Genomic DNA, 18,406 nt, shown 5'->3' with positions numbered 1-18,406 from the left:
GAACGACGGACTCACGATGCAGCCTCTTTCCGACGAAGCGCCGCTGGCCCTGTTCGAATCGGTTCATAGCGAAACGGCGGTCGCCTCCGGCGACCTGACGCTCGCGGTCAAGACCTGGGGCGACCCGGCCCGCTCGCCGGTCGTGCTCGTGCACGGCTATCCCGACGACAGCAGCGTCTGGCAGCACGTCGCGCCGCTGCTCGCGCGCAAGCACTACGTGATCGCATATGACGTGCGCGGCGCGGGCCTGTCCGGCGTGCCGCAGCGCACCGCCGACTACCACCTCGCGAAGCTGACCGACGACTTCGTCGCGGTGATCGACGCGCTCTGCCCCGGCCGCGCCGTGCACCTGGTCGCGCACGACTGGGGCTCGATCCAGGGCTGGGAATTCGTCACCGATCCGCGCCTCGCCGGCCGCATCGCGTCGTACACGTCGTGCTCGGGGCCGTGCCTCGACCATGTCGGCTTCTGGCTGCGCGAACGCGTGCTGCGCCCGACGCCCGCGTCGCTCGGCAAGCTCGGCGGCCAGCTCCTGCGGTCGTGGTACGTGTACCTGTTCCACCTGCCGTTCATCCCCGAGCTCGGCTGGCGGCTGTGGCTCGGCCGCGCGTGGCCCCGCCTGCTGCGCCGGCTCGAGAAAACGCCCGCCGCGCCGCGCCCGACGCAGGCCGACGACGGCGCGCGCGGCGTGCGCCTCTATCGCGCGAACTTCATCCGCTGCCTGTTCGCGCCGCGCGAACGCTACGCGCATGCGCCGGTGCAGACGATCGTGCCGCTCGGCGACAAATACGTGAGCCCGGCACTGTCCGAGAACCTGTCGCGCTGGGTGCCGCAGTACTACCGCCGTGAAGTCGCGGCCGGCCACTGGCTGCCGCTCGCCGATCCGACACGCTTCGCGGCGCTCGCCGGGCAACTGATCGACGCGGTCGAATCGGGCAACGAACCGCCCGCGCTCGCGAACGCGCGCCGCCGCGCCACGAGCGGCCGCTTCAGCGGCAAGGTCGCGGTGGTGACCGGCGCGGGCAGCGGCATCGGCCGCTGCGCGGCGCTCGCATTCGCCCGCGAAGGCGCGACGATCGTCGCGTGCGACATCGATCTCGCGAGCGCCGAACGCACCGCGCTGCTGATCGGGCTCACCGGTGCGCAAGCGCACGCGAAGCGGGTCGACGTCGGGTCCGCCGACGAAATGGAAGCACTGGCGACGTGGGTCGGCAGCGAACTCGGCGGCGCGGACGTCGTGATCAACAACGCGGGCATCGGCATGGCCGGCGGCATCCTCGACACGAGCACGCGGCACTGGGAGCGCATCCTGCACGTGAACCTGTGGGGCGTGATCCACGGCTCGCGGCTGTTCGCGCAGCAGATGGCCGCGCGCGGCACCGGCGGGCACATCGTCAACACCGCATCGGCCGCCGCGTTCGGGCCGTCGCGCGACCTGCCCGCGTATGCGACGACGAAGGCCGCCGTGCTGATGCTCAGCGAATGCATGCGCGCGGAACTCGCGGAAAAAAGCATCGGTGTGACGGCCGTGTGCCCCGGCTTCGCGGAGACCGGAATCATGGCGTCGACGCAATACGCGGGCGCCAACGCACAGGACGAAGCGCGGCTGCGCAAGCGCGCGACGAAGCTGTACCAGATGCGCGGCCTGAAACCCGAAACCGTCGCGCAGGCGATGGTCGACGGCGTGCTGCGCAACCGCCCCGTCGTCGCGGTCGGCGGCGAGGCGCACGCGATGCGCTTCGTCGGCCGCTTCATGCCGTGGCTCGGCCGGATGATCGCCCGCGTCAGCATGGCATCGCATTGACGGCGCACGACGCCGCACAGGGAGACACAGATGACCGATACCGCCGACTATCACAAGATCAAGGCCCGGCACGTGAAGTTCGACTTCAGCGACACGCCGATTACCTGGGTGCCGAACGACCCAGGCAGCACGCACATCATCAACACGCTGAACCTGCTGTTCCCGGAAGGCGAGCTGTGGTTCTGCCGCGTGTACAACAAGGCGTTGCCGCTGATCACCGATGCGCGGCTGCGCGACGAGGCCGAAGGTTTCCTGCGGCAGGAAGCCGTGCATTCGCGTTCGCACGGCGGCGTGCTCAAGCACTACTACGACCGGCACGGGATCGACACGAAACCGTTCACGCAGAAGCTCAATCGCCTCTTCACGCGCGTGCTCGGCGAACAGCCGCTCGGGCTGAAGATCGGCCACACGCGCTTCTGGCTGCGCCAGCAGCTCGCGGTGATCGCGTCGCTCGAGCATTTCTTCGGCTATCTCGGCAACTGGGTGCTCAACGCGCACGGGCTCGACGAAGGAAAGGCCGACCCGACGATGGTCGACCTGCTGCGCTGGCACGGCGCGGAGGAAGTCGAGCACCGCACGGTCGCGTTCGACATCTACCGGCACCTGGGCGGCACCTATCCGGAGCGCTGCGTGCACATGGCGTTCGTGATCCTGCTGCTGCTCTACTACATCACGACGGGCGCGAAGTTCATGTACCGGCGCGACCCGGCCGCCGGCCGCTACCCGGGGTTCGTGCTCGCGTGGTGGCAAGGCTCGCGGCGCGGGCACCTGCCGTCGTTCTGGAAGGTGATCGGCGCGGCGCTGCGCTATTTCAAGCCGAGCTATACGCCGCACCACGAAGGCTCGACCGAACAGGCGCTCGCCTATCTCGCCCGCTCGCCGGCCGCACAGGCGGCCGCGCACGGCGGCAACTGGGGTACGACGAAGGGCGCCTGACCGGGTTTCCTGCCGGCTCGGCCGGCGGCGCCCGCCGAAATGCGTACAATCGCGGCTTCAATTTCCCGGAGGTGCCGCGATGGCCATGAAGAAAACCGATCTCGAAAAGAACAAGGCGCTCAAGCTGACGCACGCGCTGAAGCAATCCAGCTCCGCGCGTTTCGGCAAGGGTGCCGAAGACACCGCCAAGCTCGACCGCCGCGCGCAGCGCAAGCTCGACCAGGAACAGGGCCTCGTGCCGTTCGCCTGCAAGCTCAACGCAGAACTCGTCGAACAGCTCAAGGCACGTGCGGCCACGCACCCGGAGGGGATGACGGGCCTGCTGTCCGAGCTGCTCGTGAACGGGCTCGCGCAACGCGACGCGTGACCGCCACGTATCTCGAAATATCCGTTGACATCGCTGCGCTGCCACGACACACTCATTCGCATGCCTATGCTCAAGCCAGTCGCCATCGCGAATAAAAACCGAGTGAACGCCCATGCGTGGCGGTCACCGGAGGCGCTTGTGCGTTAGCATCGAGATTCAGTTGCGCATGTCACAAGGCCTCGCCGGAAACGGATGAGGCCTTTTTGTTTTGGTGCGCGTCATCCCGCCCGGCTCAACGGATGGAGATGACGATGGACCAAGCAAGCCGGCTGGTTGTCTGCCCCGATCGGTGCCGCACCGATGCGATCGCATTGCCGCGGGTCGTGATGCAATTCACGGTCGCGCCGCGCGAGACGCTGACATGGTGCGCGCAAAACGACGCCGAGATCCGCGTGCACGACGCGACGCTGTGGGTCACGCGGCTGGGCAGCGTCGACGATTACTGGATACGAACCGGCGACGTGCTGCGCGTGCGGCGCGGTGATCGCATCTGGATGAGCACCGACGACGACCGTCCGGCCGAAGCATCGATCACGACCGCGTACGCGATGAGTCGCGGCGCGTGGCTCGCGCATGTGCTCGCACGAATGCGCAGCTTGCTGCTTGAACGAAGTCGAAGTCGAAGTCGAAGTCGATCATGACGAACGCACCGCTACGCACGCCATGCGGGTACGCAGCGGCGCCACGAAATGCCGGGCGCGCTCGTCGATGCATCGCGCCCGCCTATCCCGAAAATTATCGTTGACAACGCCGTTCCACGCAGACAAACTCGTTCGCATGCCTACGTACACGCTCATCGCCGCCGCGATTCATTTCTCGATGAACATTCGAAAGAATGGTTCACGGGAGGCGCGTGTGCGTTAGCAGTCGAGCAGTACCGCATGTCACACAAGGCCTCACCGGAAACGGATGAGGCCTTTTTGTTCTGGTGCGCGTCATCCGTCCGGCTCACTGAATGGAGAAGACGATGGACCAGGCAAGCCCGCTGTTTGACCGTTCCGATCGGCGCTGCGCCGGCACGATCGCGTTACCGACTGTCGTGATCCGTTTCCCGGTCGCGCCGCGTACGACACTGACGTGGCGCGCGCCGCGGGACGCGGAGCTCCGCGCGCATGGCGCGGCGCTGTGGGTCACGCGCCCGCCGTGCGTCGACGATTACTGGGTGCAGCCCGGCGACGTGCTGCGCATCGCACGCGGCGAGCGCATCTGGCTCGGCACCGACGCCGACCGGTCGGCCGAAGCCACGCTCACGACGGCATACGTGCGTCGCGGCGAGCGCTTCCGGCGCATGCTCGCGCAAGTGCAACGTTTGCTCTTCGGGGCAGGGAGAACGAGTGGATGAGCGACGCGCCGTCAGGCACGCGAGACGCGGAACGGCCGCGACCGAAAACGGACGCACCCGCGGCGTAACGCGCCGCAGGTGCGCATCGAATGACGCGGCACGCCGGTGCGCGCCGCGACCGATCGCGCGCCGTGCGCAGCGACGGGATGCAGCAGGTGCATCAGGTGCTGGCGGCGAGACGCGGGCCCGTGCTTCGTGGAGTGGACTCGAGGTCGGGACGTTGCGATGCCTGCGAGGTCACCCACGGATCGATGCCCTGCTTCTGCACCTCTTCCAGGAATGACACACGTGTGCGCCAGTAATCCGCTTGTAATTTCGCGTCGATGACGCGCTGTTCGGCAGCGAACAGTTCCATGCGCGCCGTCACGAGCATCGACGCAGCGGTTTTTTCCGGCGTGGGGGCGTGTCGCATCGCCCAACGGCTGATCCAGTTCAACATGCTGACCTCCGTGATTACGGACGAACCCGCATCGGGCAATCGCAAGCGGCCGTGCCTGCCCGAACACGCAACGGCCTTGACCGCACTTCACCGCCCGGCCTGCACGGACTGCGACTCCCCCGCGTCGGCAATTACCAGCCGGCGTGTGCATGCGCGGTGTATCTATCCTAGAAAGACTTGCCGGTTTATGCGATGGGGTCTTGCAATCTTTTACACAGAAACCACAGTCGCCACCCGCATCACGAAATGACAGTTGCGGACGGGACGGCTTCGGCGCACGATAGCCCGATCTCTGCACCCGCCTGGACTGACGGATGGCCGCCGCACGCCGCTGCCGGCCATCCGTACCGGCCGCGCACGTGCATTCGCGCACCTGCGCTGCCTGCACCGCGTTCGTGCAGCATGCGGGCGCTCCGTTTCAGTCCGATGTCATCCCGCACCGGCCACGCGCGCTACACCGCGCGTGCCGTCTTGCATGCCGTTGCGCGCGCATCGGCCGGCGTGCTTCGCGCATCCCGCTCCCGTTTGAGCCATTTCTTCCGGCCCGCTCCGCCCGAACCGGTAAAATGCGCGCCTTCGTCGCGCGGCCGGGCTACCAGACCGTTCGCGCGCAGGCAGCCGATCGATCTGTCGATCGTGCCCTCCAACTATATCGTCCAAGCTATCCGCGCTATTACAATCCGCCGATAGCCGGGCAATAGTGGCTGGTTACAGTACGCCGGCCGCGCTGCCTTTACAACAATTCGGCACAACAAGCAACACGACAACCGACCGGAGAAACGCCTTCATGGAATCCATCAAGCGGTATTTCGGCTTCGCTGAAGCCGGCACCGACTTCCGCACCGAAATACTCGCGGGCGTCACCACGTTCCTGACGATGGCCTACATCATCTTCGTCAACCCCGCAATCCTCGGCGACGCCGGCATGCCGAAGGAATCCGTGTTCGTCGCGACCTGCCTCGTCGCGGCGCTGGCGTCGCTCATCATGGGGCTGTACGCGAACTACCCGATCGCATGCGCGCCCGGCATGGGCCTGAACGCGTATTTCGCGTACACGGTCGTCAAGGGGATGGGCTTCACGTGGCAGGCCGCGCTCGGCGCGGTGTTCATTTCCGGCTGCCTGTTCCTGCTCGTCACGCTGTTCCGCGTACGAGAGGCGATCGTCAACGGCATTCCGAAATCGCTGCGGATCTCGATCACCGCCGGTATCGGCCTGTTCCTCGGCATCATCTCGCTGAAGACGTCGGGCGTGATCGTCGGCAGCCCGGCCACGCTCGTCACGCTGGGCGACCTGCACAAGCACGACACGATCCTCGCGATCGTCGGCTTCTTCACGATCGTCACGCTCGACCACCTGCGCGTGCGCGGCGCGATCCTGATCGGCATCATCGGCGTCACGGTCCTGTCGTTCTTCTTCGGTGACAACCAGTTCCACGGCGTGTTCTCCGCGCCGCCGTCGATCGACGCGACGCTGTTCAAGCTCGACATCGGCGCCGCGCTGTCGACCGGCATCATCAACGTGATCCTCGTGTTCTTCCTCGTCGAGCTGTTCGACGCGACGGGCACGCTGATGGGCGTCGCGAACCGCGCGGGCCTGCTCGTCGAAGGCAAGATGAACCGCCTGAACAAGGCGCTGCTCGCCGACAGCACGGCGATCGTCGCTGGCTCGGTGCTCGGCACGTCGTCGACCACCGCGTATATCGAAAGCGCATCGGGCGTGCAGGCCGGCGGCCGCACCGGCGTGACGGCCATCACCGTCGCGGTGCTGTTCCTCGCGTGCCTGTTCATCGCGCCGCTCGCCGGCGTCGTGCCGGCATACGCGACGGCACCGGCACTGCTGTACGTGTCGTGCCTGATGCTGCGCGAGATGGTCGAGGTGCCGTGGGACGATGCAACGGAAGCCGTGCCGGCCGCGCTGACCGCACTGCTGATGCCGTTCACGTACTCGATCGCGAACGGCGTGGCATTCGGCTTCATCGCGTACGGCGGCCTCAAGCTGCTGACGGGCCAGGCCCGCTCGGTCAAGCCGATCGTGTGGCTCATCGCCGCCGTGTTCCTGTTCCGCTTCTTCTATCTCGGCAGCGAATGACGGCGGCGCTTCGGCGCGCTGCATGATGCACGATGAAAAAACGCCACCTTCGGGTGGCGTTTCCGTTTTCGGACGATTCTTCTGCGATCCTTAAGAAGCGACACGCACGGCGATACCGACGCTCGGCCAATCCGGCGCGGCCCGCATACGAAAATGCCGCCCGGCCCCGCCGAACGGCATTGCGTGCAAGGCAACGTCTTCGCGTGCGCAGCGTTCAGCGACCTGCGCCGCAAGACGAGCGTCGTGTCGTCAGCGCCAGTTGGCCTCGTAGAAGCGGACGTAGCCGCTGCGCAGCGTCACGCATTGCGCGCGCGTCTCCGACAGCAGGCGCCGCGCAGCCGCCTCGATACGGTCGCGGTGCTGGTCGAACGCGCCGACCATGTCCTCGAAGCGCGGCGACGCCGCGCCGAAGTGATCTTCCAGCGCCTCGGCGGTGATCTGACATTGGACGCGCTCGCCATTGACCAACGCCGTGAACGCCAGCATCAAGTCGCGCCCCGAATACTCGGGCTTCTCGTTCGTGAAATGGATCTGCATTGGGAGCCGCCTCGACCGGTAGAAAACGAATGACCGCGTCCGTCGTCCGCTACCGGCCGGACGAAGTGTACGCGGGCTCGCCGGCGGAGGCACGGCCCGCGGGGATAGGCGCGGACAATGCATGCCGGTTGATTTCCACTTTAGACGGTTTCGCGCAGGAGACAAATTTTCCGGCGTGCGTCGTTCCGACGCGCATTTCATCTGATCATGCGCGGCATCCGGCACCGTTTCGGAAACGGCGTCAGTGAGGGTCGTTCGGCCAGACGTTGAGCGCGATGGCAGCAGTCGTGGCGCCCACCGCGATCGCGGCCGCCCCGTATCGCACCGCATCGGTCAGATCGAACAGCAGCCCGTGGATCGCCACGGCGATGCCGCCCAGCATGATGAAGGTGGCGATGGCCGCCAGCACGACTCTCAGTTCCGTCCGAACCATGATGCGTCTCCCGAACGGATGCATGTCGCGTCGCATGCATGTTGCAATGCGGAACACGGCGCGTGCGTGCTCCATTTCCATCATTGCAGGCGGGCATTTAAAAGCAAGCGGATTTTGTTCGCGGTCGCGCTTCGTACGCGGCGCTTGTATGATGATGCGTACCCGGATGGTTGCCGGTCGCACACCGATGGTGCGCCGCACGCGAAGGCGGAAATCCGTCGAGGATTTCAGTGCGTAGGCGTGCGCCGGATCGGCCGATTTCGAGGAGCATGGGGCCTGAGTGAGCGTTGAAATGCTGACCGGGCTCGACCGCGAAGCATGGGACAGCGGTAGAAGTGCTGACTGCTGTCGATCGCGAAGCATGGGGTCCCAGTAAGCGCTGAAGCGCCAACTGGGACCGACCGCGAAGCATGGGACCCGAGTAAGCGCTAAAGCGCTAACTCGGGTCGACAGGAGACAAGTCATGCCGCAACCCTTCGTGCTGCCCGCCACCGCGGGTCGCACCGACCTGCTCGCGCAGGCGCATGCGCGTTCGACCGCGGTCGGCCTGCGTGCGCACGAACGCCCGGATTTCTCGCCGCTGTCGCGCGTCGCGCTGCGCGAACTGCTCGACACGAATCACGCACTGTTCTCGCACGCGCGCCCGGTGATGGAGAACCTCCACGCGCAGATTGCCGACACGCAAAGCCTCGTGCTGCTGACCGACGCCGACGGCGTGATCCTGCACAGCATCGGCGACGCGGACTTCATCGAGAAAGCCAACCGCGTCGCACTATGTACCGGCGTGTCGTGGGCGGAAGGCGCACGCGGCACCAACGCAATCGGCACCGCGCTCGCATCGGGCCAGGCCGTCGCCGTGCATGGGTCCGAACACTTCCTGCGCGCAAATCACATCCTCACCTGCTCGTGCGCACCGATCTTCGACCCGTTCGGCCGCACGCTCGGCACGCTCGACGTCAGCGGCGACCCGCGCGGCTCGAGCCCGCATACGCTCGCGCTCGTGCGGATGTCCGCGCAACTGATCGAGAACCACCTGTTCGCGAACCAGTGCGCGGAAGCGTTGCGGCTGCGCTTTCATGCGCACGAGGAATGCGTCGATTCGCTGTTCGCCGGGCTCGTCGCGTTCGGCCCCGACGGCGGGCTGATCGCCGCGAACCGCAGCGCACAATTCCAGCTCGGCGCATCGTTCGACGCACTGCAGCATCAGGCCAGCGACGCGCTGTTCGGCATGCGCTTCGGCCAGCTCGCGCAACAGGCGGCACGTGCGCCCGGTGCGATGTTCCGCCTCACGCTGTCGACCGGCGTACGCGTGCTGGCGCGCTGCGAATTCGCGGAAGCGCACAAGACCACCGTCGCCGTCACGCCGCCCGCGCCAGCCGCACGGGTGCGCACGCCGGACCCCGACACGATCACGTTCGCGACGCTCGACACGGGCGACGCGCGCATGGCCGCCGTGCTCGAACGCGTCGCGAAGATCCGCGGGCGCGACCTGCCGCTACTGATCCTCGGCCAGACCGGCACCGGCAAGGAATGGCTCGCGCGCGCCCTGCACCAGGCATCGCCGCGCGCGGACGGCCCGTTCGTCGCGGTCAACTGCGCGGCGCTGCCCGATTCGCTGATCGAGGCCGAGCTGTTCGGTTACGAGGACGGCGCATTCACCGGCGCACGCAAGCGCGGCAGCCCCGGCAAGATCGTGCAGGCCGACGGCGGCACGCTGTTTCTCGACGAAATCGGCGACATGCCGCTCGCGCAGCAGGTCCGGCTGATGCGGGTGCTGCAGGAACGCGCAGTGATGCCGCTCGGTGGCGCACGCGCGGTGCCGGTCGACGTGCGCGTGGTCTGCGCGACCCACCGCGACCTGCGCGCGATGATCGCGGAAGGCACGTTCCGCGAAGACCTGTTCTACCGGATCAACGGGCTCGCGGTCACGCTGCCGGCGCTCGCCGCACGCACCGACCTGCCCGCGCTCGTCGAGCGGATTCTCGCGCGGCTCGCGCGCAGCGAACCGATGCCGCGCCGCATCGCGGCCGACGTGCTCGACGCGTTCACGCGCCACCGCTGGCCCGGCAACCTGCGCCAGATGACCAACGTGCTGCGCACGGCCGGCATGCTCGCGGAAGACGAAGCGGAAATCACGCTCGCCCATTTGCCCGACGATTTCTGGCTCGATTGCGACGACGCACCGGCGGCGCCCACCGCAACGCCGGCCGCATCGGCCGGCACGCGCGAAGGCACGACGCTGCAAAGCCATCAGGCCGCGGTGATCGATGCCGTGCTCGCGCGGCATGGCGGCAACGTGTCGGCGGCCGCGCGCGAGCTCGGTCTCGCCCGCAATACCGTGTACCGGCACCTGCGCCGGCATTGACGCCGGCGGCCGGCCGGCGCCGGCCGCCAGCACGTTCGGGTATGCTTGGCGCGTTGCCGCCGAACCGCCGCCCGTCCCTGCCTCCGCCATGACCGACCCGGAACACCTTCCCCTCGTGCGCATCGAGCCGCTCGGCGCGACCTTCGATGCGCCCGATTCGCTGACGCTGCTCGAAGCTGCCGCGTTCGCGCACGTGTCGCTGCCGCGCTCGTGCCGCAACGGCACGTGCCGAAGCTGCCTTTGCCGGATCGTCAGCGGCAGCGTGCGCTACACGATCGAATGGCCGGGGCTGAGCCGCGAGGAAAAGGCCGACGGCTATACGCTGCCGTGCGTGGCCGTCGCGACGTCGGACCTCGTGCTCGACGTGCCCGACGCGGTCATGCTCGACTAGACGCGGCGCGCGCTCGCGCGCGCCGTCCGGCAAAGCTTGATCCTGAGTGGAGAACGTCATGACCCAGCAAACCGATCGCATTGAAAAACAGGCCCAGCTCAACGCGTCGCCCGACCGCGTGTGGGAAGCCGTCAGCAACTCCGGCGAGTTCGGCCAGTGGTTCGGCGTCACGTTCGACGGGCCGTTCGCGGCCGGCCAGCCGCTGTTCGGCCGCATCACGCCGACGCGTGTCGACGACGACGTCGCCAAGGCGCAAGAACCGTATGCAGGCACTGTGTTCGAAATCGTTGTCGATCGCATCGAGCCGAAGCAACTGTTCTCGTTTCGCTGGCATCCGTTCGCGATCGATCCGAATTTTGACTACTCGTCCGAGCCGATGACGCTCGTCACGTTCGCGCTCGCCGCGCAGGCTGGCGGCACGCTGCTCACGGTCACCGAAACGGGCTTCGATCAGTTGATCGAAGCCCGCCGCGCGAAGGCACGCGAGATGAACGACCAGGGCTGGGCCGCGCAGATGATGCTGATCACGAAATACCTGGCGAAGCACGCGTAGCGCGCCGCCACGCCGCACGTCCGGGCCGACATGCGAAGCGACGTGCGTGGCATAATCCGCTCCATCGTCGCCTGTACGTCGCCGCACATCGCATGCTGAGTCGTCGCCTCCGGAAGATCGGCAGTCTGATCGGGATGCTCGCCATCCTGATGACGGCGCTCGCGCCGACGATCTCGCAGGCACTGACGACGCAGCAGCGCGTCGATACGCTGCTGGCCGGCTACTGCACGGCCGCGCCGGCCACCGGCGAGCGCGCCGCCGATTCGTCACGGAAGAGCCTGACGGCCCACCTCCAGGCATGCGGCTATTGCAGCCTGCTTGCTCACACACCTGCACTGCCCGCGCCCGAACTGACGTTCGCGGCCAACGTGCACGTCATTCAGCATCGCGAAGCGACCCGCTTCGACAGCCTGCGCCGCGCGCTGCCGCTCACGGCCGCGCAACCGCGCGCCCCTCCGATCGCGTCCTGATTCGTCGTCAATGCCCGTGATGCCATGAAGCATTGCGTGGCCCGCGCACGCCGCCGGCGTGCGCGACCTGTCACGTTTCGAAGGACGATCATGTGTCACCGTATTGCGCGCGGCGTCGTGCCGTGCGTGCGGCTGGCTGCTTCCGGTTCGTACCGTCGCGCCGACATTCGCTCGCGGGCGAGCGTCCGGCCGCACACGTTCGCGCTGGTGCCAGCCGCCACCGGTGCTGCTGCGAGGGGGCTCGTGCATCCGTCCGTCGAATCCGTGTTGCTCCATCCGATTCGCTACTCGCACACTCGACCATGAATACCACCTCTTTCGTTCGCGGCGCGCTCACCGCGCTCGGCTTCATCGTCTTCCAGGCCGCCCAGGCCCACGCGCTCCCGAAGACGCAGACACCCGCCGCCGACACCACGCTTTCGGTCGCGCCGCACGCGGTCACGATCGGTTTCAGCGAAGCGCTCGAGCCCGCTTTCAGCTCGATCGCCGTCACCGACAGCCATGGGCAATCGGTCGTCGACGGGAAATCGTCCGTCGATGCAGGCAACCGGAAACGCATGCAGGTCGCGCTGACCAATCTGATGGCCGGTACGTATACGGTCGCGTGGATCGCGGTGGCCAGCGACGGCCATCGCACACAAGGCCACTACGCGTTCACGCTGAAATGATGTCCGCGATGCGCATCGGCGTTCCGCACCGGCCGCGTCGCCCCGTTTCCCGCTACATCTACCCATCAGGAAAACCACCCATGAAGCGCTCGATTCCGACCGGCCTGCTGTTCGCCCTGCTGGCGCTACAAGCCTCCGCCACGTTCGCCGCGCCGGCCGTGCAGGCAGAAAACTGCTGGATTCGCGCGATGCCGGCAACCGTGCCGTCGTCCGGCTACTTCACGCTGAAGAACGACGGCGACGCGCCCGTCACGCTGACGGGCCTCGACTCGCCGGCGTACGGGATGGCAATGCTGCACGAAACGCAAACGAGCGGCAGCACTGCGAAGATGGTCCATGTCGATGCAGTCGAAGTACCCGCGCACGGCACGGTGACCTTCAAGCCGAAGAGCTATCACGTGATGCTGGAGCAACCGCGCCAGGCCGTCGCGCCCGGCGCGAAGGTGCCGTTCCGGCTGCATTTCGCGGACGGCTCGACGGTGTCCGTGACCTGCGACGCCAAGGCGCCGACCTACGCCGGCCAGTAACGTCCACCGCCCCCGATCGAAGGAGATGCACATGAAACATCGCCTGCCGCTGGCCGACCTGATCGTCCGCTACCGGACGCCGCTGAACGTCGCCGTGATGATCGTCTGCGGCATATGGGCCGGGTGGATCGCGTGGATGACGCGGCCCGCCGCGATCGATACGCCGCCGTCGATCCCGGCGTACTGCATGCGCGACGCGAGCTGACGTACCGCGACGGTACGGTTCCGGCGCAAGCCTGCACCAATTATTGGCGTGGCATCATCGCTTCATCCCGACCGCCGGAACCGCCTCTCGGAGCGCCGCATGTCCATTCAGACCTGGATGCTGTTTGCCGCAGCCTATCTCGTCACGACGCTGTCGCCGGGGCCGAACGTGCTGCTCGTCATCCGCAACACGGTGCGCTACGGCACGCACGGCACGGCCGCGACGATCGCGGGCAACCTCGTCGCGCAAGGGGTGGTCGTAGTACTCGTCGCGCTCGGCGTCGGCGCGGTGCTGGCCGCGATGCCGCCGCTGTTCGTCGCGATGAAGGTGGTCGGTGCCGCGTACCTGATGTTCCTGGGTGTCCGGCAGTTGCGCGGCGACCGCAAGGCCGCCGCTGCGACCGGGGAAGCGGAAATCGCCGCGCCCGACCGCGGGAAACTGTTCCGCGAAGCGTTGTTCGTATCGGGCAGCAACCCGAAGACGATGATCTTCCTGTCGGCGTTCATGCCGCAGTTCATCGTGCACGACCGCCCGCTCGCGCTGCAATTCGTCGTGATGTACGCGACGATCGCGTGCACGGTGGTGATCGTTCACAGCGTCTATTCGGCCGGCGTACGCCGGTTCCATCGCGGCTTCGGCATGAGCCGCGCGGTGCGTGCGCTCAAGCGTGCGAGCGGGCTGCTGTTCGTCGGGCTGGGGATCAGGCTGCTGACTGCGCGGCAGGCGTAAGCTGACGCGCGCCCGTCAGCGCGTGTGTGCGGCCAGCTCGGCCGCGATCTCGCCGAACGACGGCCGCGCATCGATTGCTTCGTTCAGGCAAGCCACCGCGAGCGTATCGAGCGCGTGTCTGCCAGCCCACGTGCGCGGCTCGCATCGCTCGAGCAACTCGCCGAGCAGATAGCCGAACGCCCGCACCTCGAGCCGTTCGAACCCGGCAGCGCGCGTGCGATCGTTCGCATCGTAGAGCGACGCCGCGCCGAAATCCCCGAGCAGCGCACCGCCTGCGCCGTCGTGCAGGATGTTGTGCGCATACAGGTCGCCATGCATGATGCCGCATGCGTGCAGATGGCCTGCCACCGACGCGATGCCATGCGCGATCCGCACCGCCTCCACCGGCGTGAATCTCGCGTCGGCCGCATACACGTCGCGCGTGCAGGTCGCGAAGCTCGGCGGCCCGGCGAGATTCGTGAGCGCGGGATCGACCAGTTCCATCACGAGGCCGTGCGTGCCGTCCGGATGCCCGCTTACCTTGCCGATCACCGGAATCATGTTCGGGTGGCGGCCGGCGTGCAGGCACGCGGCCATTTCGCAATCGGGCAGGCCGTCGCTCGTCACCGCGCCCTTGAACAGCTTGACCGCGACCGCCCGTGGCGGATGCCCGTCCACACGCCACTGCGCGCGGTAAATGACGCCCGACGCACCCTCGCCCAGCTTCTGCTCGCATGCCAGCGATGCCCAGTCGACGTCCGCGACCTCGGGCCCGGCCGACGCAGCGGCTTCCGGCGCGGCGCCGAACGGGTTGCCTGCGGTGGCGAGCCACGCGAGGCGCGGCAGGCGCAGCAACCAGTCGGGCAGTGCGTCCAGCCGGTTCGCGGACAGTCGCACCAGTTCGAGCGCGCGGCATGCGGCCATCTCCGCCGGCAGCGCGCGCAGCCGGTTGCCCGCGAGCATCAGCTTCTGCAGCCGCGAGCAATCGCCGATATCGGCCGGCAGTGCGTCGATTGCGTTGTCGGTGAGGATCAGCCAGCGCAGCGCGCGCGGCAGCGACCCGCTCGGCACCGTCTGAATCCGGTTCGCCTTGAAGCCGATCATGTCGAGCTGCCCGCACGCGCCGAGCACGTCGGGGAACGCAGTAAAGCGGTTGCCGGACGCGAACAGGATGCGCAGGCGGTGCAGCCGCGGCAGGTCGTCCGGCAGCGCGGACAGCGCATTGCCGGTCAGGTCGAGCACTTCGAGCGTGTCGGCAAGATCGAAGATCTCGCGCGGGAATTCCGTCAACCCGCATGCGAGCTTGAGTTGCCGTGCGCCGGCGAGCTGGCCGGACTGCAGTTGGTCGAGGGTGTGTGTCACGCGGAGAAAACGGGTGGCGGTTGCGACGATCGTCGGGTCGATCGCCCGAATTCTACCGGGATCGCCTGCGCGCATCCCTTCAATGTGTCACACCCCCTTCACAAACGCGCAACGTCGCGCTAGAATTGCGCCCCTTGCAGTGCCGACGTGGTGAAATTGGTAGACACGCTATCTTGAGGGGGTAGTGGCGAAAGCTGTGCGAGTTCGAGTCTCGCCGTCGGCACCAGGATTTCTTCTCTCATCGTTGCGCGACATGCGACAAACGCATTCCGGCAACGATCGACGATCATCCCGCGCAATCGCGCACCGCTGTTTCCGATTCCCACATCAGGCTTCAACCAGGCACCACGCTGCAGCGAATTCGCGCGCGCTTCCGACCGCCGTCCGGACAGCCGGAAGCGTACGTGTACGCCACGTCACTCACGACGCCAGCGCATCATCCCCCTTCACCGCATACGCCGCCTCCCGCCGCCGCAACCGCATCGCGATCAACGCGGCCAGCACCGCCAGCGCCACACCGGCAAGAAACCCGCCCGTATAACCCACCTTCGCGGTCAGCGACAAAATCGTCGACGACGCGATCAGCTCGCCGAGGTCGCGCGTGCTCTGCACGGCCGTCACGTCGGTGCCGGCCTGGTCGCTGCCGCCCGCGAAGCGCATGCCGGCCGTCATGATCGACACCGACGTGATCCCGGTCGCCAGCGAACCGAGCACCGTGCACAGCCATGCCCACGACGACGACACCGGCAGCCATCCGCTCGCCTGCGCGAACCACAGCAGCGCGGCCGCGCCCGCACAGCTCACGCCGGCCGTAAACGCAGGCCACAACCCGAGCCGCCTGACGAGCCACGCACCGCCGCCGCAACCGAGCACGACCGTCACGATGCCGCCGGCCATCCCGAGCTTCCCGATCGCGTCGAGCGTCCAGCCCGCGTCGTTGAGAAACAGTTTCGAGAGGCCGAAGCCCGATACGGCCGTCATCGCCGACAGCAGCGCGAGCGACAGCAGCGACCACGAACGCGGCCGCTTCGCGAAGCGCACGAGGCTCGCGTTGTGGTCGGCTTGCACACGTGCACGGTCCGCATCGCGCGGCAGCACCCACAGCACGCACGCGAGGCTCGCGAGCGGCACGACGGCCAGCGCGAGAAACGCGGCACGCTGCCCGAACAGGCCGATCAGCGTCAACGTGCCGGCGCCGCCGCCGAAGAAGCCGATCATCACGCCCGCGATCTGGATCGCGTTGATCTTCGCGAGCGTGTCGCCACTGAAGTGCTCGGCGGCCATTCCGTCGTTCGCGATGTCCTGCGTCGCGCTCGCCAGCGACGCGACGGCCAGCAGGCCGACCGCCCACCCGGCCGTCGCGACCGTCATGCCGATCTGCGCGAGGCTGCCGAGGCACAGCACGACGAGCGTCTGCATCGGCAGCATCCAGCTGCGCCGCCGGCCGATGCGCGGCGACCAGCGGTTGTCGACGACGGGCGCCCACAGGAATTTCACGACCCACGGCAAACCGACGAGCGGCAGGAACGCCAGTGCGTGAAGCGGCGCGCCGTCATGGCGCAGCAGGGTCGGCATTGCGTCCATCGCAATGCCGATCGGGATTCCCTGTGACAGGTAAAGCAGCGTGATCGTGATGACCAGGCGGCGATGTTCGAGCAGATCGCGCATCGAAGTCTCCAGTTGCATGAAATTAAAAAGGTTCGGCGCCGGCCGGCATGCGCGCGGTCCGCATCGCATCCCGGCGCGGACGGCGCGCGGCACGCAGCACGCAGCAGCAACGCGCCGAATGCGACGAGTGCCACGTCGATCGGCCAGTACACGGGTTCGCCCGCGCCAAGCAGCGCAATCGCGCAGTGCGTCACACCGGCCAGCCCGTACGCGGCGCCGGCCGCACGCATCAGCCTGCGCAGCCAGGCCGCGCGATCGGCCACGCAGGCCGCCAGCGCGACCGCGCCGCCCCACACGGCCCAGAACAGCATCGCGAGCAGATGGTCGACGTGCACGCCATCGGGCAACGCACGCCCGGCGAGCAGCAGCACGCCGCCCGCGAGCACGAGGCCGCCGCAGGTGCCGACGGCGACCGCGGCCAGCACGTTCGCGGAACGATCCTGCTGCGCGCGCCGTCGCTCGATCCACAGATGCAGCCCCGTCGCGCACAGCGCGCACGCGGCGAGCCCCATCAGGAAATGCACGACGCGCAGCACGCCGCCCATCGCCCCCACCCAGCCGTATTGCGCAAAGTGCAGCGGCTGCACCGCGATGAACGTGCGCAGCCAGAAGCCTCGGCCGCGCGAGGTGGCGTCCGCGAGCCAGTGCCCGTCCGCCGCGCGATACAGGTGACGCTCGAACACCGCCGTACTCGGCAGGCCGACTGTCGTGCCGGCAATCTCGACGCGCGCGTTCGCATCGCCCCAGCCATGCAGCACGACCGCTTCGGGCCGAAAATCCGGCATGCGCGCCGCGTCGCGCCACAGCAGCACATCGAGATCGGGCGCACGTTGCCACGCGCCGCCGGCTGTTGCAGTCGGCGGCCCGCCGAGCAGTTCGGCGAACGCGCGCTGCGGCTGCCCCGGATACGCGACGCCCGCGAGCGACACCGTGCCGAGCGCGCCGAGCCCCGACAACGCGCCGGTGAACGCGAACAACACGAGCCACGGCGAGCCCCACAGGCCGATCCACGCGTGCAGGTCGAACAGCGCGGCGCGCAATCCTTTGCCGCGCCGGATGCGTGCCGCGTCGGGCCAGCGCCGGTGATGCACGACCACGCCCGCAACGATGAGCACGAGCAGCACGATCCCCCACAGGCTCACGAAGATGCGCCCGGGAAAGCCCGCGAACAGCGTCTTGTGCAGCGTGACGAGCACCGCCGCGCGTCCGCTGTCGGCCAGCCGCTCGCCCGTCGCCGGGTCGAGCGCCAGCGTGCACGCCTGGCGCGCGTCGCAGAAACGGATCGCCGGATCGTCCGGTTGCGGCAGCACGATGCGCGCCTCGCGCAACGGCACGCCGAGCGCCGCCGCGCGCGCGACGAGTTCATTCAGCGGCAGCAACGGCCGCGCGACGGCGACCGACGATGGCCGCCACCAGCCCTGCATCGAATCGGTCGCGAGGCTCCACGTGCCGCTGAACAGCACGACGAACAGCACCACGCCGAACAGCGCACCGGCGCCGCGATGCAACGCACGCCAGTGCGAACGCAATGAGGCGTCCATG

General features: G+C 67.8%; 21 protein-coding genes and 1 tRNA gene. 15 read left to right on the top strand and 7 right to left on the bottom strand.

Annotated elements, in window-relative coordinates; translation table 11 throughout:
* The first annotated feature begins 16 nt into the window (after positions 1-16).
* The 5 genes from CFB82_RS21825 (at position 17) to CFB82_RS21805 (ending at position 4,449) form a co-directional block, all read left to right on the top strand.
* Positions 17-1,804, top strand: coding sequence for an SDR family oxidoreductase (locus CFB82_RS21825; RefSeq protein ID WP_089485237.1), 1,788 nt, complete (start codon positions 17-19; stop codon positions 1,802-1,804).
* Between the two features lie 30 nt (positions 1,805-1,834).
* Entirely contained in the window at positions 1,835-2,740 is a 906-nt protein-coding gene (locus CFB82_RS21820; RefSeq protein ID WP_069252278.1) for a metal-dependent hydrolase, read from the top strand.
* Positions 2,741-2,819: 79 nt separating this feature from the next.
* Positions 2,820-3,107 carry a hypothetical protein gene (locus CFB82_RS21815; protein WP_089448157.1) on the top strand — a complete coding sequence of 96 codons (288 nt, stop codon included), beginning with the start codon at positions 2,820-2,822 and terminating at the stop codon, positions 3,105-3,107.
* Positions 3,108-3,358: 251 nt separating this feature from the next.
* Positions 3,359-3,748, top strand: a complete 390-nt coding sequence (locus tag CFB82_RS21810; protein ID WP_089485236.1) for a DUF2917 domain-containing protein — start codon at positions 3,359-3,361, stop codon at positions 3,746-3,748.
* A gap of 326 nt (positions 3,749-4,074) precedes the next feature.
* The gene (locus CFB82_RS21805) at positions 4,075-4,449 is read left to right on the top strand and encodes a DUF2917 domain-containing protein (RefSeq protein WP_089485235.1); all 375 of its coding nucleotides are present in this window, start codon (positions 4,075-4,077) and stop codon (positions 4,447-4,449) included.
* Positions 4,450-4,609: 160 nt separating this feature from the next.
* Here the strand turns inward: CFB82_RS21805 and CFB82_RS21800 are convergent, their stop codons facing one another.
* Positions 4,610-4,888 carry a hypothetical protein gene (locus CFB82_RS21800; protein ID WP_089485234.1) on the bottom strand — a complete coding sequence of 93 codons (279 nt, stop codon included), beginning with the start codon at positions 4,886-4,888 and terminating at the stop codon, positions 4,610-4,612.
* Positions 4,889-5,340: 452 nt separating this feature from the next.
* A complete protein-coding gene (locus CFB82_RS21790; RefSeq protein ID WP_256990405.1) occupies positions 5,341-5,535 on the bottom strand; it encodes a hypothetical protein in 195 nt (64 codons plus the stop codon).
* 140 nt (positions 5,536-5,675) lie between these two features.
* Between CFB82_RS21790 and CFB82_RS21785 the strand changes: the two genes are divergently transcribed.
* Positions 5,676-6,977, top strand: coding sequence for an NCS2 family permease (locus CFB82_RS21785; protein WP_069252280.1), 1,302 nt, complete (start codon positions 5,676-5,678; stop codon positions 6,975-6,977).
* A gap of 249 nt (positions 6,978-7,226) precedes the next feature.
* Here CFB82_RS21785 and CFB82_RS21775 read toward each other — a convergent pair whose 3' ends face one another.
* Positions 7,227-7,514: a DUF1488 domain-containing protein gene (locus CFB82_RS21775; RefSeq protein ID WP_011354308.1), complete on the bottom strand. Its 288-nt coding sequence runs from the start codon at positions 7,512-7,514 to the stop codon at positions 7,227-7,229.
* Positions 7,515-7,755: 241 nt separating this feature from the next.
* Positions 7,756-8,031, bottom strand: a complete 276-nt coding sequence (locus CFB82_RS44445; RefSeq protein WP_264163869.1) for a DUF2964 domain-containing protein — start codon at positions 8,029-8,031, stop codon at positions 7,756-7,758.
* 379 nt (positions 8,032-8,410) lie between these two features.
* On the opposite strand from CFB82_RS44445, the gene CFB82_RS21765 reads away from it, so the two are divergent.
* From CFB82_RS21765 to CFB82_RS21735, 8 genes are all read left to right on the top strand, one after another.
* On the top strand, positions 8,411-10,312 hold the full coding sequence (locus CFB82_RS21765) for a sigma-54-dependent Fis family transcriptional regulator (RefSeq protein ID WP_089485233.1): 1,902 nt from the start codon (positions 8,411-8,413) through the stop codon (positions 10,310-10,312).
* Positions 10,313-10,400: 88 nt separating this feature from the next.
* The gene (locus tag CFB82_RS21760; protein ID WP_089426933.1) at positions 10,401-10,703 is read left to right on the top strand and encodes a 2Fe-2S iron-sulfur cluster-binding protein; all 303 of its coding nucleotides are present in this window, start codon (positions 10,401-10,403) and stop codon (positions 10,701-10,703) included.
* Positions 10,704-10,761: 58 nt separating this feature from the next.
* Positions 10,762-11,256, top strand: a complete 495-nt coding sequence (locus CFB82_RS21755) for an SRPBCC family protein (RefSeq protein WP_089485232.1) — start codon at positions 10,762-10,764, stop codon at positions 11,254-11,256.
* Between the two features lie 92 nt (positions 11,257-11,348).
* On the top strand, positions 11,349-11,726 hold the full coding sequence (locus CFB82_RS21750; protein ID WP_089485231.1) for a DUF2946 domain-containing protein: 378 nt from the start codon (positions 11,349-11,351) through the stop codon (positions 11,724-11,726).
* Between the two features lie 302 nt (positions 11,727-12,028).
* Positions 12,029-12,394, top strand: a complete 366-nt coding sequence (gene copC / locus CFB82_RS21745; protein WP_089485230.1) for a copper homeostasis periplasmic binding protein CopC — start codon at positions 12,029-12,031, stop codon at positions 12,392-12,394.
* A gap of 80 nt (positions 12,395-12,474) precedes the next feature.
* Complete coding sequence (locus tag CFB82_RS21740) at positions 12,475-12,921, top strand: copper chaperone PCu(A)C (RefSeq protein WP_089485229.1); 447 nt, start codon at positions 12,475-12,477, stop codon at positions 12,919-12,921.
* A gap of 31 nt (positions 12,922-12,952) precedes the next feature.
* Complete coding sequence (locus CFB82_RS43325; RefSeq protein WP_166895179.1) at positions 12,953-13,126, top strand: hypothetical protein; 174 nt, start codon at positions 12,953-12,955, stop codon at positions 13,124-13,126.
* Positions 13,127-13,225: 99 nt separating this feature from the next.
* A complete protein-coding gene (locus CFB82_RS21735) occupies positions 13,226-13,855 on the top strand; it encodes a LysE family translocator (RefSeq protein WP_089485228.1) in 630 nt (209 codons plus the stop codon).
* A 15-nt stretch (positions 13,856-13,870) separates the two neighbouring features.
* On the opposite strand, the gene CFB82_RS21730 is transcribed toward CFB82_RS21735, so the two are convergent.
* Positions 13,871-15,196: a leucine-rich repeat-containing protein kinase family protein gene (locus CFB82_RS21730; RefSeq protein WP_089485256.1), complete on the bottom strand. Its 1,326-nt coding sequence runs from the start codon at positions 15,194-15,196 to the stop codon at positions 13,871-13,873.
* Between the two features lie 141 nt (positions 15,197-15,337).
* Here CFB82_RS21730 and CFB82_RS21725 point away from each other — a divergent pair.
* Positions 15,338-15,422 (top strand) — tRNA-Leu (locus CFB82_RS21725).
* Between the two features lie 194 nt (positions 15,423-15,616).
* Here CFB82_RS21725 and CFB82_RS21720 read toward each other — a convergent pair.
* Both CFB82_RS21720 and CFB82_RS21715 read right to left on the bottom strand, forming a co-directional pair.
* On the bottom strand, positions 15,617-16,780 hold the full coding sequence (locus CFB82_RS21720) for a RhtX/FptX family siderophore transporter (RefSeq protein ID WP_256990403.1): 1,164 nt from the start codon (positions 16,778-16,780) through the stop codon (positions 15,617-15,619).
* The gene (locus CFB82_RS21715; RefSeq protein WP_256990402.1) at positions 16,690-18,405 is read right to left on the bottom strand and encodes a PepSY-associated TM helix domain-containing protein; all 1,716 of its coding nucleotides are present in this window, start codon (positions 18,403-18,405) and stop codon (positions 16,690-16,692) included. Before CFB82_RS21715 ends, CFB82_RS21720 begins: the two co-directional genes overlap by 91 nt.
* Position 18,406 lies beyond the last annotated feature (1 nt).

It is taken from the genome of Burkholderia sp. HI2714 (genome assembly GCF_002223085.1).
In the GTDB taxonomy this organism is placed as follows: Bacteria; Pseudomonadota; Gammaproteobacteria; order Burkholderiales; family Burkholderiaceae; genus Burkholderia; species Burkholderia lata_D.
Note: the sequence above shows the minus strand (reverse complement) of the source record. Positions and strands in the feature narration are given on the sequence as shown.